The organism is Bacillus cereus group sp. BfR-BA-01381 (genome assembly GCF_022663555.1).
In the GTDB taxonomy this organism is placed as follows: Bacteria; Bacillota; Bacilli; order Bacillales; family Bacillaceae_G; genus Bacillus_A; species Bacillus_A pacificus.
In genome coordinates, this window is the sequence record NZ_JAKUFR010000106.1 from 1 (window position 1) to 13866 (window position 13866).

Genomic DNA, 13866 nt, shown 5'->3' on the forward strand with positions numbered 1-13866 from the left:
TCTTGCTTTTTCTCTTCTTCAGTTTTTTGCTGCTGATCTTGTTTTGGTTGTTCTGTCGTGTCCGGCACGCTCGTATTTGGAGAAGAATCACGTTTTTCCCCTTTTATACGTAACTCACTACCTTCTTGAATTACACTACTTGGCATTTTAAAGCGTGATTTATCTGTAGCCATTTCACTCATCATTTCTTTAAAGATCAGTTGTGCAATTTTCGTATTTTTACTACTAATATACTCGTCTTTACCATCTTTCATATATCCAGTCCATACCGCCATCGTATATTGCGGCGTATAACCTGCAAACCAACTATCACGAGTTGCACTTTCTGGAATGTTAAATTTCGCTAATTGTTTTGAATCATAGTTTGTTGTACCTGTTTTTCCAGCTACATCTAAAGAACTTATATTTGCCGCTGTACCAGTACCTGATGTTACTACTGAGCGAAGCATATCAGTAATCATATATGCTGTAGAGTCAGCTATAACTTGTTTTGGTTTTTGCTCAAAACTTTGTGATTTTCCGTCTGGATAAACTACTTTCTTAACAAAATGCGGTTTTGCATACTTTCCACCATTACCAAATGTCGCATAAGCACCTGCTATTTCAGTTGGTGATACTTCGTTTGTACCAATCGCTGTAGATTCTTTCGGTGCTGAATCAAATGTAATACCTAATTTCTCAGAGAACTCCTTTGATTTATTAAGTCCTACTTCTTTTGCAGTTTTAACTGCTGGAACGTTACGTGACATTTTTAATGCTTCACGCATAGTAATTGGGCCTAAATGACTTCTGTCAGCATTTCGAAGTTCTTGTCCAGTTGAATATTTAAATGGAGAATCATCAATTTGATGATACGTAGCCCATTTTAAGTATTCAATTGCAGGACCGTAATCAAAGATTGGCTTCATAGTTGAACCAGCTGCACGATCTAATTCAATTGCCATATTATGCCCTTTAAATACTGCTTTATTTTCACCACGTCCACTACCTATAGCACGAATCTCTCCTGTTTTCGTATCCATAAATGTGAAAGCACCTTGGAATTTATCATTTGGATAATTAATAATATTTGTATTCAAAATATTATCAGCTAATTTCTGTGCTTTTGGATCCAATGTTGTATAAATTTCTAAACCATCAGATCCAATATTGACATCTGGTATTTCCTTTTCTACTTCTTTCACTACTGCATCCATAAATGCAGGATATGGCATCGCTTGTAGCTCAGCCGCACTCTTAATATTTTTATCCACGGGTACTTTTGATGCTTCTTCCATTTCTGCTTTTGTAATATAACCATGTCGATTCATTAATTTTAGTACAACATTTCTTCTCTCTGTTGCCCTTTGAACATTTTCTGGTTTCGATGGATCATAGTTATTCGGTGCTTTCGGTAAACCTGCAAGCATCGCAACTTCTGGTAATGTTAAATCTTTCAATTCTTTACCATAGTAGTTTTGTGCTGCTGTTGCGATACCATATGAACGGTTTCCTAAGTTAATTTTATTTAAATACATTTCTAAAATTTCATGTTTTGAATATTGTTGTTCTAGCTTATACGCTAAATATATTTCCTGGACCTTACGTTTCGATGTTTTTTCCATCGATAAGAAGTAGTTTTTAATAACCTGCTGTGTTATCGTACTTCCACCTTGTGAACCGTAATCTCCTTTAAGACTCACCAAAACAGCACGGGCAGTACCTTTGAAGTCTACCCCGCTATGCTCATAAAAACGTGCGTCTTCTGTTGCTAAAAATGCATTTTCTACTAATTTAGGAATTTGATCATACGTAACATTCGTCCGCTTTTCTTTCCCGTATTCATATACCAAATCGCCATTTTTATCATAAATTTTTGAGGATAACGGATTAACAAGTTTTGCTTTTTCAAGTTTTGGTGCATCCTTAATCATTACAAAGAAGGTAGCAACTCCCCCCACTAAACCAACAATACCAAGTAATAAACAAGTAATTAAAAACTTGCGAAAAAATGATGTTTTACCTTTTGGTTTTTGTGTTTTAGAAGCTGGCTGTTTTTTCTTTTTAACTTGTCGTCGCTCCTCTCGAGAACGATAATTTTCTGACATGTTACTTTCTCCTGCCTTTCAATTCTCCCGTTGATTTACTTAAAAATATTGAGGTCACTTTCTAAAATAAATTTAATTAAGAAAGTATATTGACCTGGAGCATTCAATATTTTCCTAATTCACAGATTATAAATTTTAGAATATTTCTTATACAAACTATTTTCACTTCCATATTTCCTAATAATGCTGCCCCTTAAAGCATAGAATGTAAAAAGTGAATTTTTAATACCTCGTATAAATAATATACCTTTTTTTCAAATGGTCAATATTTTCTTATTTATAAATCAAAGGTGAAATAAAAATAGCACAACGATATGTACTTCGTGTGAACTTCCTTATAATTACGTATAACGAACATTTAATATATTGCATATAAGTATAATACCTCTTTAATTATAAAGATTTCAACACCACAACCTCAACATCTATAAGAAATTATTAAAAATGAAAAGTGAGGAGTTGCGTAATGATGGAGTTATCTCCCGTGATTTCCAAAACTATAGTTGCTGTTGGATATAATCCTTTTTCTATGATTTTACGCATTCAATTAAAGAATGGACTGTATGATTTCTTTAACGTTCCTGAAAACATTTACACCGGTTTACTAAACGCACACTCTAAAACGAATTATCACAATACTTATATTAAAAATTCTTACCGCTACACCAAAATATAAACTTAACCAGAATAAAAAAAGAAAGGAGGTGATCCCCCTTTCTTTTTAAAATCGTTTCACAACTCAGCTATCTTCTGTTCTTTTTATTTATTTCATCATATGCTTGAATTTGTTTTTTTAAACGCCGATCTGCTTTTTTATCATGTACAACTAATATCGCATGAATAACGCCTGGAACCCAAAATATTAATGTTAATATGAAATTAATTATTGCTTGAAATGGTTTTCCACAAAATAATACGGCTACAGGTGGAAGAAGAATTGCTAACAAATACATCATTTCTTGAAAACTCCTTATTTTGTATTTTTCTCTCTCCATACGCTATACAAACCAATGACTTTTGCATTTCTAATATTTTTATTAACCACTAATAACTGTTCTACTGTTATATATTCTCTTTCAATGTCAAAAAACCTACCACTTCAACTTTTCTACTTATGTAAAATTGAAATTTTACATACAATCTTTCCATGAACAATTTCATATGATTATTTTTTCTAATCTTTCTTCTTTCTCTATTATAGTTAATCCAATTGCAGAAATAACAGTTCCTATCGCTTGTATCCAAACACCAATGAGTGCTATTATTCTCTCATCTTTCTGATCAACTAAACTGTCTTCATTTTCGATTCTATTCTTCATCACATTAATAATGCCTTGATACGCTTGAAGTCCAGCCCCTAAACTTTGCAGAGAATTGCCTAGTATTATTATTTTCTGTACCGTTTTCATCTGAAGCAAAGCCGCTTCTACTCCTAAAAAAGCTCCAATCGATTGTAAGCTATTCCCTATAATTATAAGATAATCATTCTCTTTCAATTGTTCCTTTATATTAAAATATGTTCCTATTACATTTGATATATTCCCTAAAGCTAATAACTCAATGCCCATTTTATCGAGCATTTCACTTTTATTCTCCAAACACATACTTTGATTTTCTCTTTTACCTTCATCTTCGGTTTCATTACTCGCTATAATTTGCAATATATACCCGAGGGCTTGTAATGAGCTTCCTACAATTACAATTTTCGATTCAGCTTTCTCCTCTCCGATAAATCCTCTTGTCGTCCCAATTGCCGCTGTAAGATTTCCTCCTACTTGAAACCATGCTCCCGTCACTTTTAAACCGCTTGGATTCATTCTTATCACCTATTTAGAAGTTTTCTAGTGCTTTCGAAATACATAAATGGCCTCCTTTAACTCATATTTATTTTCTACATTTAATTTTGTGCATTCTATAATGTGTTAAAAATACAAAAAAGAGTATCCCATAACAGTTACTCTTTCCTATATATCAAAAAAATCATTATTTATTTCGTTATTGCTTTTAAATTTCAACTTCTCTTTCCCGCACTTCTCACACCTATACACATAAGCTACACCTAGCTTACCACTTTTGAAATCTTCATTATCCTGCATCTTAATAAAACTATATTTATGTTTACAGTGAGATTCGTCTAAAAAATTTTTAAACCATTTTTTCAACATAGAACTGTTCACCTCTATGAAAGAATCTTCATCTTGTCTTATTACATACTTTTACTTAAATACTCAATCTCATGTTGTAACTTTTTAAATTGTTCAAAATGCATAGTGATAGATTGACTGTTTCCATACTCACCACTATGCTTCACCAATAAAACACCCGTGTCATGAAAAAACGCGTCAAGCTCTTTTCTGATGGATACTTTCATTATATGCGCCGTTTTAATAGCCGATAAAATTGCAATTTCATTAAACTTTAATTTTATTTCATTTGGACAAAATGCTTCTTCAATCAATATAACTTCATTGCTATAAATAAGTGCAACAAGATTACTTGATTTTGCATCTGTTAAATCTACTTTTTTTATAACATTATTCATTACATTTTGCCTCCTTTGTTTTCATATATAATAATTATACAATTATCATTTCCAATTACGTAACCTTACATTCAGTTTAACACACTTTTATTATGGGATTAAGCTACACTTCAAACGTTTTACTATTCCGCAATTTTTGTTAGATGAACCATTTGGACTATAAGACCATATAGTAGTGTTAACAAATGATTGTAAAGTGGGTGAAAACTATGCCCTCAGTTGTAGGGAATTTAGTTGTACAAAATAGTAACGGTTCATTTAATTTAGGTGATTTCTATAACGTTTCTCCGAAAGAAAACACGAAGGCTTATAATGGATCTGGCGCTTCCAACGTTGGTTTTGTTGTTAATACTTTTAATGGTGTGAGTGCGACTAATACGTTTGATTCTGACCTTGCGGATCAAAACCAAGTCGGTACAGCTTAACCCTATTTTTTCATCGTTCTGTTTAAGAATTTTAAATTTGTCCATACTATAATCAGGCTGTTATACAGCTATTGTTAATTTTTGGAGTACCCTATCTTTTTCTCCCTTTCCCTGGGGCTTAGCAGCTAGTATGAAGCTAGTTGCTTTTTCGTTTCATTTTTCTGTTCCACATCTAACATAACGTAAAGTAAGCTAAAAGTTACATTTTAGCTTACTTTACGTTATTTCAATAATATCCGTGGTATTAAATACGTAAGTTTTATAAAACGCGTCAGTACACATTACAATGCGCTTTAGCGGATTTATATGTACAACTGTCATATAGCTTGTAAGTATGTACCCATCTTCAAAATATGTCACCAATATTTCTTTCTCAGACAATAATGACATTAATAATTTATCAGAAATTCCCTCTTTTGCTTCTTTTGTTAAGAGTGGTTTTTGTACTTTAAATTGCTCTCCAATAACCTTTCGCATACTTAATAACTGTTCCGACATTACTGTAAATGGAACCCATTCTCTTTTTGCTCTTTGCATCTTTACATCATTCATTTCTCTATCTCCTCGATCATTTATCCATTCTACTTCAAACATATCGCGCTTCGATTATTCTTTAATAATTGCTCGGCTCATATTTTTCCTGCATGAACAGGAGGAAATCTCTCACCTCAAAATTCAAGACATACAAGGAAAGTAAGTCGAAAATCAACTCCCCGTAAATACCCGCTAATTACAGCTTCACTTTATTTCTAAATCTTATACTCTCTACACCCATAAGAACATTCGTTCTAATTATACACGAACCTACGTTCTTTTGAGAAGAGATTTATTTTTTCTTCATCAAATGATCTTTTCACTTCCCATTTAATTGGAAGTGAAAAGATCAACTAAAAAGTTTTAATTTTTTCAGGTTTATTAACAACCATCTATAAATGAAAGCATATATTATAAGGAACGAACTCACAAAATTTAAGGGATTTATAATGGACCTCCATTCGTTCCTTATGAATTTCTATGAAAAGAGAGCAATTTAAACACTCTCTTTTCGTACATACTACATAAAACTATTCATTAATAATTCACTCTAATTATTAAATATATTTTGGTTGTACTATTATATGTAACTCCCTCTCTGTTACTGCTTTTTTCGGGTTTCGAAAATACTCTAATTCGTATTTTAATACCTCATATTCAACCATCCCGATCTTAATCCCTTTCGTTTCTTTTAAAATAGCTAATAGGTTATTTATATCTTCATCATACGATTCAAAAATTTTCCCTCCGTCTTCTCTTTGAAAAATTACTTTCACATTTTCTCCCCCTACATAATTTATTTATCTATTCAATAATTCATTTAAGAGTATTCATTCTTCTCCTTAAAATTTCATACTAAAAAGAACATCCATCTTAATAGAATGCTCTGCTTTTCACTTCATTTAGCGTCAATATATTTCAATCTTATTGTATGTTTCATTCTGCAAATTATGTTTATCCACTTCTATAAAGTGAAACTTTAATCAGTGGGGGTTTTCTTCATCCCACACTGATTATTAGTTGAACCAATCGGACTTTTATGGGCAGTTGATCCCCACCTAACTTCTTTGCTTTCGCTGAATTTTGAGATGGGGGTCTTACTGCCCATTAAAGTGGGGTAAAGTGAAACTTTAAACCACTCAAGCTTTGTTCATTCCTGACTAATAATTAGCTCACAGAAATCTTACCGCCTACAAATAACGGGCTAAAATTAATTAACTCGTTTTATATTTAATGAGATGAAAAAAAACATTATAATATCAACATTCTATAAAGTAATGATTAATCTTCTTTAAATAAATTACATAAATTTCCATTGTAATTCTTAATATTTATATGTAATATTGTATTGTCTTACTATCTATTTATAACTCACACACTAATTAGAAAAGGGAACCTTTAAAGGTTCCCTTTTCTAATTACAGTCATTATTTCTTTTCTAGAAATTCAAATGTATTTTTAAACTCTTTATCATTCACCTTAATATCAGCATCTTTCAATAAATCATTGACTACTTGTTGCTTCCATTTACCTGTCGTGTCTTGTAGTCTTTGCTGTTCTAAATCTTTACGAATATCATCTTTCACTTCATCAAATGGCTTCAATTCTTTTTTATCTGTCACTTTAATAATGTGGTAACCGTAAGTTGTTTTTATCGGATCACTTACTTGTCCTGCATCTAATTTATATGCAGCTTCCTCAAATTCTTTCACCGTTTGCCCTGGTGCAAAACCAGCTATTTCTCCGCCTTGTTCTTTTGAACCAGTATCCTCTGAGTATTGCTTCGCTAAAGCCGCAAAGTCTTCACCATTATTTACTTTCTCTTTCACTTCTTTAGCAGTCTTTTCATCTTTCACTAAAATGTGACTTACTTTCAGTTCTGGCTTATAGTTATCTTTGACATCTTTTTCTGTGACAGTAGCTTTAATCGCTTTTTCAAATGCAATTTCTGGCTTCATTTTTTCTTTTAATTCATCTTCATTTTTCAATCCAACTTGCTCTAGAGTCGATTTGAAATTGTCGCCCATTTTATCTTTTGCTTCTTCTACTTGTTTTTTTGCTTCTTCATCTGAAACTTTATATTTATCTAGCAATGCCTTACTTAACACCATTTGATATAAAGTACTTTCCCCATATTTTTGTCTTAACTCTTTACTTAACTCTTTCTCTGTAACATTTCCTACTTTTGATGTTACTACGTTACCTGAGGAACCACATGCAGATAATGCCAGTACTACGCATGAAATAATCGTTCCTAAAAATAGCTTCTTCTTTTTCAATTCAAATACCTCACTTTTATTATTATATAAGAATAACTATACAGTGTTGTTGTGTATACAATGTGTTTTCTAGATGTAATTCATTTCATGTGAAAAAACTATGTACCAGTATATAAAATTAGTTAATCAATCTATCTTTTGCACAAATACTAGAATTATTTTCTCTATTACTACTAATCTTCGTTTTTTGTAATTAATCTTCTTTATACGATGAAACATATGTATGAACGCTAATTTACTGTATTTTGTGTGATTATTCTATATTAACAAAAACAATTTATCTCTCATTTCTTTTATATTTCAATTCAAAAATACTATCTTTACACTCTATATAAGATTCAGTAACAATTTTATCAGTGGAAGCCTCGTTTATCGCCCGCAATAACTCTACAAAGTAACGTTAATGCATACGAAAAAGACATTTCCTATTAATGAAAATGTCTTCTCACAATTTAATAAAACAGTTTTGGTGTTAAATCTGTATTTTGTAATTGTGCACTTTCCCTGCTCGAAACACAGCTTGTGGAGAATAATATTGGGATACCACAAACGTCATCGTTCATTACATCATGAAATACATTTGCAGCAACACCAGTAAATGTTTGACATAAATTTGAAATATCATCGTTAAAAAATTGAATCACTTGCGCAGCAAAAACTGGAAAGACAACATTTGACCCACCAGGGAGCTGTGGTTGTACAACAACTTGTTCAAAATAAGGATTATTTTCTAACGCCACTTGAAATAAATGGGCAATTTCAAATGCATCTAGAGGACATGGAAATGGATTTACAATGTCATTTTCCTTATTAGTGACAATAACTGTTACACTTACATTCCCAAATTCTACAAAAGATTTTAGGAGCGTTGCTAACGCTCTCGCTTTTTCATCACTTAACGCGTGCACCAAAATAATATAATTCCCGCCAACTGGAATCAACGGACCAACTGTAACAGTTGGATCAGCACCAATTGAATTTTTTAACTCATTAAAATATGTGATCCACGGCGGTGAAAGCTGAGCTTGTACATTTTCTTGCACTCTTTCATTACCTCCTAATACAATTCTTACTATTATGATATGTAGCAAGGAAAAAAGTGTATTAGATAGATTACTTATTTTTCAATTTTATATATTATATTATTTAAACATTCCATAAAATATTCTTAGTCTGTACTCTTTTTCCACATTTTTACCATTCCATAAAACTCCATATCATTATCAACTCAACTAAAAGTTCATATTATATTAGTACGTCTTTATAATACGAACGAAAAAACGCAGTATACAATACTGCATCATAGGAGCTGATTTTATGGAGAAAAAACCTATTGTTTTCAAAGTCCCACCAAATTCAAAATTAAAAGTTACATTTTTCGGTCCTTGTAACGAAGTAATTACAAATGTTTCTATAATTAATCAACTTTCCACACCTAAATGCCAAACTATTACACAATATCCAAACTATACGAAATATGAAACTGAAGTACGATCATTATCGAGTTGTTAATCCATTCTATACAAAATCCTTACAATTTGGTTAACTACACAACCTTATTAATAGACTAAAATTACTTATTTCATGATATTCTATTGATAATCCATTGATTTTTTACACGTTTTTATTAGCAGAGCATATATTATCGTATGGAGATTATCCACTCATAAAACCTATCTTTCTTTAGAGCGTACTTTTTATGTATGCTCTTTCTTTATTTACCCCATGTGAAATATAAACCGGATCACTTTTATATTTCACATGGGGTAAATTGACCTGCCTTTTGTAAACAATCTAGTCAAGGTTCCCCTCACAATACTCCTTTATTTATTATACATTCACTACTCTGTTAAATTTGTGTATCCATTCAAGCATCATTCATCTAATATATTTTCCTTCTAAATTGACCAAAGATGTATTAACATTCTTTATATACTCAAGGAGGTCAAATATGTTCAAGTTTCATTCGATACTACTCATCTTAGGATTTATTTTATTTTTATATAGTGTACTTGTTATATTATCAATAGCAATACCTGCACAAACCGATGTTAAATATGTAATTTCTATATAGTAATGAAAAAGCCTGTAATTATACGGACATAAATTAAGATATCTTTTTATACCGTTAGGCAACTAGCAAATGTAACGCCAAAGAACTTTTACAACCTTGTTACTTACTCTTTTTATTACTTGCAGAAGATCTATACTTAAAATAAGATAGTCCTTTCAACATCAAAACTGTAAAAAATAATTTTAAAACTTTACCTTTCATCATTACATCTTTAGCATGTGAAATTTTCATGAAACAAACTATATTTAATCGATTTACTTATATATTTTAAAAAAACAATAATAATCCCCCCACCATTCGGTACAGGGGATTAACTAGACCTACTGAAAAGTATTTTATTCTCTTCGTTATTTAATTGGAGAAGGGAATCTTGCTGCTTCAAAATGTGAGCCGTCTTCCGAAGTACTTAAAACTCCGTCTATGCTACTTTGTGCATAAACCTCAACTTGATCTCCTTCATGCAATTGAATAATCGTCGAAACACTTACTACATTTCCAAAACCTATTGGACCAAAAAAGTCATTATCTATAGCTATTGCTGCGTTTCCATTCACACGAATTTCTACACGAGCTCTATAATTTAAATTAAAATCATTTGGAAAAAAACCAATCGTACCAATAATAGAGTAAACTCCTCTAGTCTTCGGAATAAAAATAGATGTTGCTGGATTATACTCATTTGCTAAATCAAATTGTTCATCCTGGAATAATACCTTTACAAAAGTATTGGCAGGAACCGTTTGATCCACCGTATTTCTAGCTCTAAATGCTGATGCTCGAACAAGACTGCCCTTGTTTTCATTACACTTACTATCGTTCTTACAGTTATGCTGTTTCTTTTTATATTCTTTACAATACTTACAGTAGTAATAGCAAGACATACTCATTCCCCTTTCATGCTTATTACTCCAGATTATGTAAAAAAGATTCGTAATGTTTGGACGAACTATTGTTTTCCCACTATACTTGTCGCCTATTTATATACGCGTAAGCGGAAGACATATCAATAACACCACAACCTAGTAGTATAGTAATCTCTATTCAAACTTGATAAATCTTTTCCTTATTTATTTTACTTTTTATGCATAAAAAAGAACGAATCTACATTCGTCCTTTCACACATTTTTATGGTCAAAAGCTTATCATCCAACCTAACATGAATCCAAATATAAAAAACAGTAGCATAAAAAGATATAAACTACATGCCCACAATGCATATTTCCGACTTTTTCTTTTTGTGATCATTCCTATGACTGAGCATACCAATCCAATACCAACTATTTGCAGAAAATCTTTACCTATAAATGTTTCTTGTATAAGCAATATACTGTTCAAATACAATAACGCCAGAAAGGCAATAATTAATGAAATAGTCCCCATCCACGTTTCCTGTTTATACATATGATTCTTTCTTTTTTTAAGAATGCCAATTCCATAATCTCGCTTCACCTACTTTCAATTTTCTAACTTTTTCATGGCTCATTAATTTTTCAACTTCTGCTTTAGGTCCTGTTACAACTACCCCATATGTTTTTATCCCATTTTTTTCAAGGAAAGAAATACGCTTTAACAACTCTAATACTTTCGCTCTAGATAGCTTCACTGCTAAATTTTCATGCTTCTGTAATGACTTTAACACATCAATAAATTGTTCCTCATGAGGTGAATCACTTTCAAAAGCACCACTTGGCCTTGAAATCATATCTGCTGGAAAGCCAATCGGTGCTACATACATCCCCTCATCATTCGTTTGCTTCCCCTCTAATCCTGTATTAACGTCGTACCAAACGATATCAATAGTAGGAAACATATTTGTTACCTCTCGTCCTGGTTCGCGTTAGTAAATGTTCATGTATCCTTTCATATAGTGTCACTATCCATCATTTGTCATGATAAGATAATTCTCATTCTTTCTTCTATCGATATTTTCTTATCAAAAAAACACTTGTAGAGTATGTATAAAGTTTCTCTCATCAGCTATTTACAAATTGTAGATGGAACGATTTGACGCTTACATATACACTCATCCCCCTCAATTGTTTCAGCTATTTGCTGCTACCTAAAAATTCGGCATATGCCATAAAGGTAAGTGGGAGCTGGGTTTCCCGTATATATCCAATTGATGATGGTTAATACTCGGTTTGGGTTACCAGCTCCCTACTAATTAAACCTTCCATTTATAAATTAAATACAGTTCCATATGGGATTGTAAGAAAAGAACTTCCATACGGTGTGATTTGATGCACTGGATAAAAATACTCCATGGATGAATAATAAGGCTGGATACCTTGTTGCTGCATTTGCATTTGTTGTTGCATTTGTAACGCTTGTTGAACAGCTTGAACTGTACTTTGTGCTCCGCTAAACGTGATTGATGTACCATACGCTGGGCGCATACTAGGTTGATTAGCAAAATATGAATAAAACATTATTTCCAACTCACTTCCATATAAGCTATTACAAATCATAGTATGATTCTTTTTTTAGGAAGTGCTGAAAATTAGCACGTTAACTTTTAGTAAGTTTCTCATTTTATTCTTTCTTTTAATATCTTCAATTTCATATTTCAATTACTCGTTTCAATTATTAAACATGATTGAATTTTTAAAGCATAATAAAAAAATGAATAACCTTACATAAAATTCTAAATGGAACTTCATTAGACTCTAACTTAATTAAACTTATAATTATCATCAAATTTTTACAATATTACTAGTCTCATAAGAACACCTCCATTTTATTTACATATACTTTTAAAAAATGTTCCTAGGTATTTCACATATAACTTATACTGATAAACACATTACAATTAGAAGCAAATATTGATTATCAAATGTACTTACTATTTAAATTTTTTAAAAGGAGGTAATTATGAAAAATAATCAAAACTCAAACGACCCGTGCAAAAAGTTCCAATTTCCCTGTTTTATTTCTATATCCTCTTGCAATCAAAGTAATTGTTGTACACCTGTTTTTTTCTCATTTTCTCAGCAACAAGAATTATTGTCCCTAATTAACCAATTAAACCAAGCAATCCTTTCTTTCTTTACCACGCCAAATCCGACAACTATACAAATACTCCAATCTGCATTACAGGCATTAAACGATTTAATTATTACAGTGCAACCAAATACTCCAAATAGAAATTTAGTTATACGAACTATAACTCAATTAATTAATTCCTTACCCACTGCATCGCTTACTCAAATCTCTGCGTTATTTCAATTTCTATTCCAAAATTTATCTTCGCTCATTAGTTGTTCCAATATATCGGACCCATTGTTACAACAAACATTTAACTTAATTTTGCAAGGAATATTGAATAGTTCTCTATTAAATATTACCGGAATACCCGGTCCTACTGGCGCGACTGGACCTAGAGGATTTCCAGGACCTAAAGGAGCGACCGGACCTCAAGGTGTACAAGGTATTCAAGGGCCAGAAGGACCAGAAGGAGCGACTGGTCCTCAAGGTGTACAAGGGCTTCAAGGACCAGAAGGACTCGAAGGGCCGACTGGTCCTCAAGGCGTGGAAGGGCTTCAAGGGCCAGAAGGACCACCGGGACCGACTGGGCCCCAAGGTGTGCAAGGTATTCAAGGACCACCGGGACCACCAGGGCCAACTGGATCCGGAACCGGAATGGGAGTTCCTGGACCACCAGGGCCGACTGGACCTCAGGGGGTACAAGGAATTCAAGGGCCGGAGGGACCAGAAGGACCAACTGGACCTCAAGGTATCCAAGGGCTTCAAGGGCCAGAAGGACTCGAAGGGCCGACTGGTCCTCAAGGTGTGCAAGGAATGCAAGGACCGGAGGGACCACCAGGGCCGACTGGACCTCAAGGTGTGCAAGGTATTCAAGGACCGGAAGGACCACCAGGGCCAACTGGAGAGTGTGAATGTCCACCGGGACCGACTGGGCCGACTG

17 protein-coding genes and 1 pseudogene are annotated in these 13866 nt (G+C 32.7%); 5 read left to right on the top strand and 13 right to left on the bottom strand.

The features are described 5' to 3' along the window. On the bottom strand, positions 1-2087 hold a 2087-nt coding region (locus MR079_RS24640), incomplete at its 3' end, for a transglycosylase domain-containing protein (RefSeq protein ID WP_242294810.1). A gap of 466 nt (positions 2088-2553) precedes the next feature. Between MR079_RS24640 and MR079_RS24645 the strand changes: the two genes are divergently transcribed. Continuing rightward, complete coding sequence (locus MR079_RS24645) at positions 2554-2763, top strand: KTSC domain-containing protein (protein WP_000970366.1); 210 nt, start codon at positions 2554-2556, stop codon at positions 2761-2763. A gap of 67 nt (positions 2764-2830) precedes the next feature. Here the strand turns inward: MR079_RS24645 and MR079_RS24650 are convergent, their stop codons facing one another. The 4 genes from MR079_RS24650 to MR079_RS24665 all read right to left on the bottom strand — a co-directional run bounded on the left by MR079_RS24650 (position 2831) and on the right by MR079_RS24665 (position 4629). Then, positions 2831-3043: a YqaE/Pmp3 family membrane protein gene (locus MR079_RS24650; RefSeq protein WP_000990223.1), complete on the bottom strand. Its 213-nt coding sequence runs from the start codon at positions 3041-3043 to the stop codon at positions 2831-2833. 201 nt (positions 3044-3244) lie between these two features. Next, on the bottom strand, positions 3245-3904 hold the full coding sequence (locus MR079_RS24655; RefSeq protein ID WP_139867255.1) for a DUF6944 family repetitive protein: 660 nt from the start codon (positions 3902-3904) through the stop codon (positions 3245-3247). Between the two features lie 147 nt (positions 3905-4051). After that, positions 4052-4252 carry a hypothetical protein gene (locus MR079_RS24660; RefSeq protein WP_074610405.1) on the bottom strand — a complete coding sequence of 67 codons (201 nt, stop codon included), beginning with the start codon at positions 4250-4252 and terminating at the stop codon, positions 4052-4054. A 41-nt stretch (positions 4253-4293) separates the two neighbouring features. Next, on the bottom strand, positions 4294-4629 hold the full coding sequence (locus MR079_RS24665) for a hypothetical protein (RefSeq protein WP_139867257.1): 336 nt from the start codon (positions 4627-4629) through the stop codon (positions 4294-4296). Positions 4630-4838: 209 nt separating this feature from the next. On the opposite strand from MR079_RS24665, the gene gerPF reads away from it, so the two are divergent. Further along, positions 4839-5054, top strand: a complete 216-nt coding sequence (gene gerPF, locus MR079_RS24670; RefSeq protein WP_001141565.1) for a spore germination protein GerPF — start codon at positions 4839-4841, stop codon at positions 5052-5054. A gap of 216 nt (positions 5055-5270) precedes the next feature. On the opposite strand, the gene MR079_RS24675 is transcribed toward gerPF, so the two are convergent. From MR079_RS24675 to MR079_RS24690, 4 genes are all read right to left on the bottom strand, one after another. Further along, positions 5271-5606 carry a YolD-like family protein gene (locus tag MR079_RS24675; protein WP_139867259.1) on the bottom strand — a complete coding sequence of 112 codons (336 nt, stop codon included), beginning with the start codon at positions 5604-5606 and terminating at the stop codon, positions 5271-5273. Between the two features lie 539 nt (positions 5607-6145). Next, complete coding sequence (locus tag MR079_RS24680; protein ID WP_000864286.1) at positions 6146-6364, bottom strand: hypothetical protein; 219 nt, start codon at positions 6362-6364, stop codon at positions 6146-6148. Between the two features lie 651 nt (positions 6365-7015). Next, on the bottom strand, positions 7016-7867 hold the full coding sequence (locus tag MR079_RS24685; RefSeq protein WP_139867261.1) for a peptidylprolyl isomerase PrsA: 852 nt from the start codon (positions 7865-7867) through the stop codon (positions 7016-7018). A 452-nt stretch (positions 7868-8319) separates the two neighbouring features. Beyond that, entirely contained in the window at positions 8320-8910 is a 591-nt protein-coding gene (locus tag MR079_RS24690; protein ID WP_139867263.1) for a hypothetical protein, read from the bottom strand. 274 nt (positions 8911-9184) lie between these two features. Between MR079_RS24690 and MR079_RS24695 the strand changes: the two genes are divergently transcribed. Continuing rightward, positions 9185-9379 (top strand): hypothetical protein, encoded by a 195-nt coding sequence (locus tag MR079_RS24695; protein WP_000412568.1) that lies wholly within the window; start codon positions 9185-9187, stop codon positions 9377-9379. Positions 9380-9818: 439 nt separating this feature from the next. Continuing rightward, positions 9819-9941: a hypothetical protein gene (locus MR079_RS29265; RefSeq protein WP_276608971.1), complete on the top strand. Its 123-nt coding sequence runs from the start codon at positions 9819-9821 to the stop codon at positions 9939-9941. Between the two features lie 347 nt (positions 9942-10288). On the opposite strand, the gene MR079_RS24700 is transcribed toward MR079_RS29265, so the two are convergent. The 4 genes and pseudogenes from MR079_RS24700 to MR079_RS24715 all read right to left on the bottom strand — a co-directional run bounded on the left by MR079_RS24700 (position 10289) and on the right by MR079_RS24715 (position 12370). Next, a complete protein-coding gene (locus tag MR079_RS24700) occupies positions 10289-10822 on the bottom strand; it encodes a complement C1q domain-containing protein (RefSeq protein WP_242294811.1) in 534 nt (177 codons plus the stop codon). A 250-nt stretch (positions 10823-11072) separates the two neighbouring features. Beyond that, the gene (locus MR079_RS24705; protein WP_139867269.1) at positions 11073-11321 is read right to left on the bottom strand and encodes a hypothetical protein; all 249 of its coding nucleotides are present in this window, start codon (positions 11319-11321) and stop codon (positions 11073-11075) included. A gap of 37 nt (positions 11322-11358) precedes the next feature. Continuing rightward, positions 11359-11766: pseudogene (locus MR079_RS24710) on the bottom strand (anti-sigma factor C-terminal domain-containing protein); the annotation flags it as partial. A gap of 352 nt (positions 11767-12118) precedes the next feature. Beyond that, positions 12119-12370, bottom strand: a complete 252-nt coding sequence (locus MR079_RS24715; RefSeq protein ID WP_000500083.1) for a DUF3947 family protein — start codon at positions 12368-12370, stop codon at positions 12119-12121. A 442-nt stretch (positions 12371-12812) separates the two neighbouring features. On the opposite strand from MR079_RS24715, the gene MR079_RS24720 reads away from it, so the two are divergent. Next, positions 12813-13866: collagen-like repeat preface domain-containing protein (locus MR079_RS24720; protein WP_242294812.1), on the top strand; the 1054-nt coding region annotated here is incomplete at its 3' end.

Excerpts from the sequence above, each read along its gene's own strand:
- MR079_RS24645 (WP_000970366.1), top strand. The coding sequence starts at position 2,554 with ATGATGGAGTTATCTCCCGTGATTTCCAAAACTATAGTTGCTGTTGGA.
- MR079_RS24650 (WP_000990223.1), bottom strand. The coding sequence starts at position 3,043 with ATGATGTATTTGTTAGCAATTCTTCTTCCACCTGTAGCCGTATTATTT.
- MR079_RS24655 (WP_139867255.1), bottom strand. The coding sequence starts at position 3,904 with ATGAATCCAAGCGGTTTAAAAGTGACGGGAGCATGGTTTCAAGTAGGA.
- MR079_RS24660 (WP_074610405.1), bottom strand. The coding sequence starts at position 4,252 with ATGTTGAAAAAATGGTTTAAAAATTTTTTAGACGAATCTCACTGTAAA.
- MR079_RS24665 (WP_139867257.1), bottom strand. The coding sequence starts at position 4,629 with ATGAATAATGTTATAAAAAAAGTAGATTTAACAGATGCAAAATCAAGT.
- gerPF (WP_001141565.1), top strand. The coding sequence starts at position 4,839 with ATGCCCTCAGTTGTAGGGAATTTAGTTGTACAAAATAGTAACGGTTCA.
- MR079_RS24675 (WP_139867259.1), bottom strand. The coding sequence starts at position 5,606 with ATGAATGATGTAAAGATGCAAAGAGCAAAAAGAGAATGGGTTCCATTT.
- MR079_RS24695 (WP_000412568.1), top strand. The coding sequence starts at position 9,185 with ATGGAGAAAAAACCTATTGTTTTCAAAGTCCCACCAAATTCAAAATTA.
- MR079_RS29265 (WP_276608971.1), top strand. The coding sequence starts at position 9,819 with ATGTTCAAGTTTCATTCGATACTACTCATCTTAGGATTTATTTTATTT.
- MR079_RS24700 (WP_242294811.1), bottom strand. The coding sequence starts at position 10,822 with ATGTCTTGCTATTACTACTGTAAGTATTGTAAAGAATATAAAAAGAAA.
- MR079_RS24705 (WP_139867269.1), bottom strand. The coding sequence starts at position 11,321 with ATGGGGACTATTTCATTAATTATTGCCTTTCTGGCGTTATTGTATTTG.
- MR079_RS24715 (WP_000500083.1), bottom strand. The coding sequence starts at position 12,370 with ATGTTTTATTCATATTTTGCTAATCAACCTAGTATGCGCCCAGCGTAT.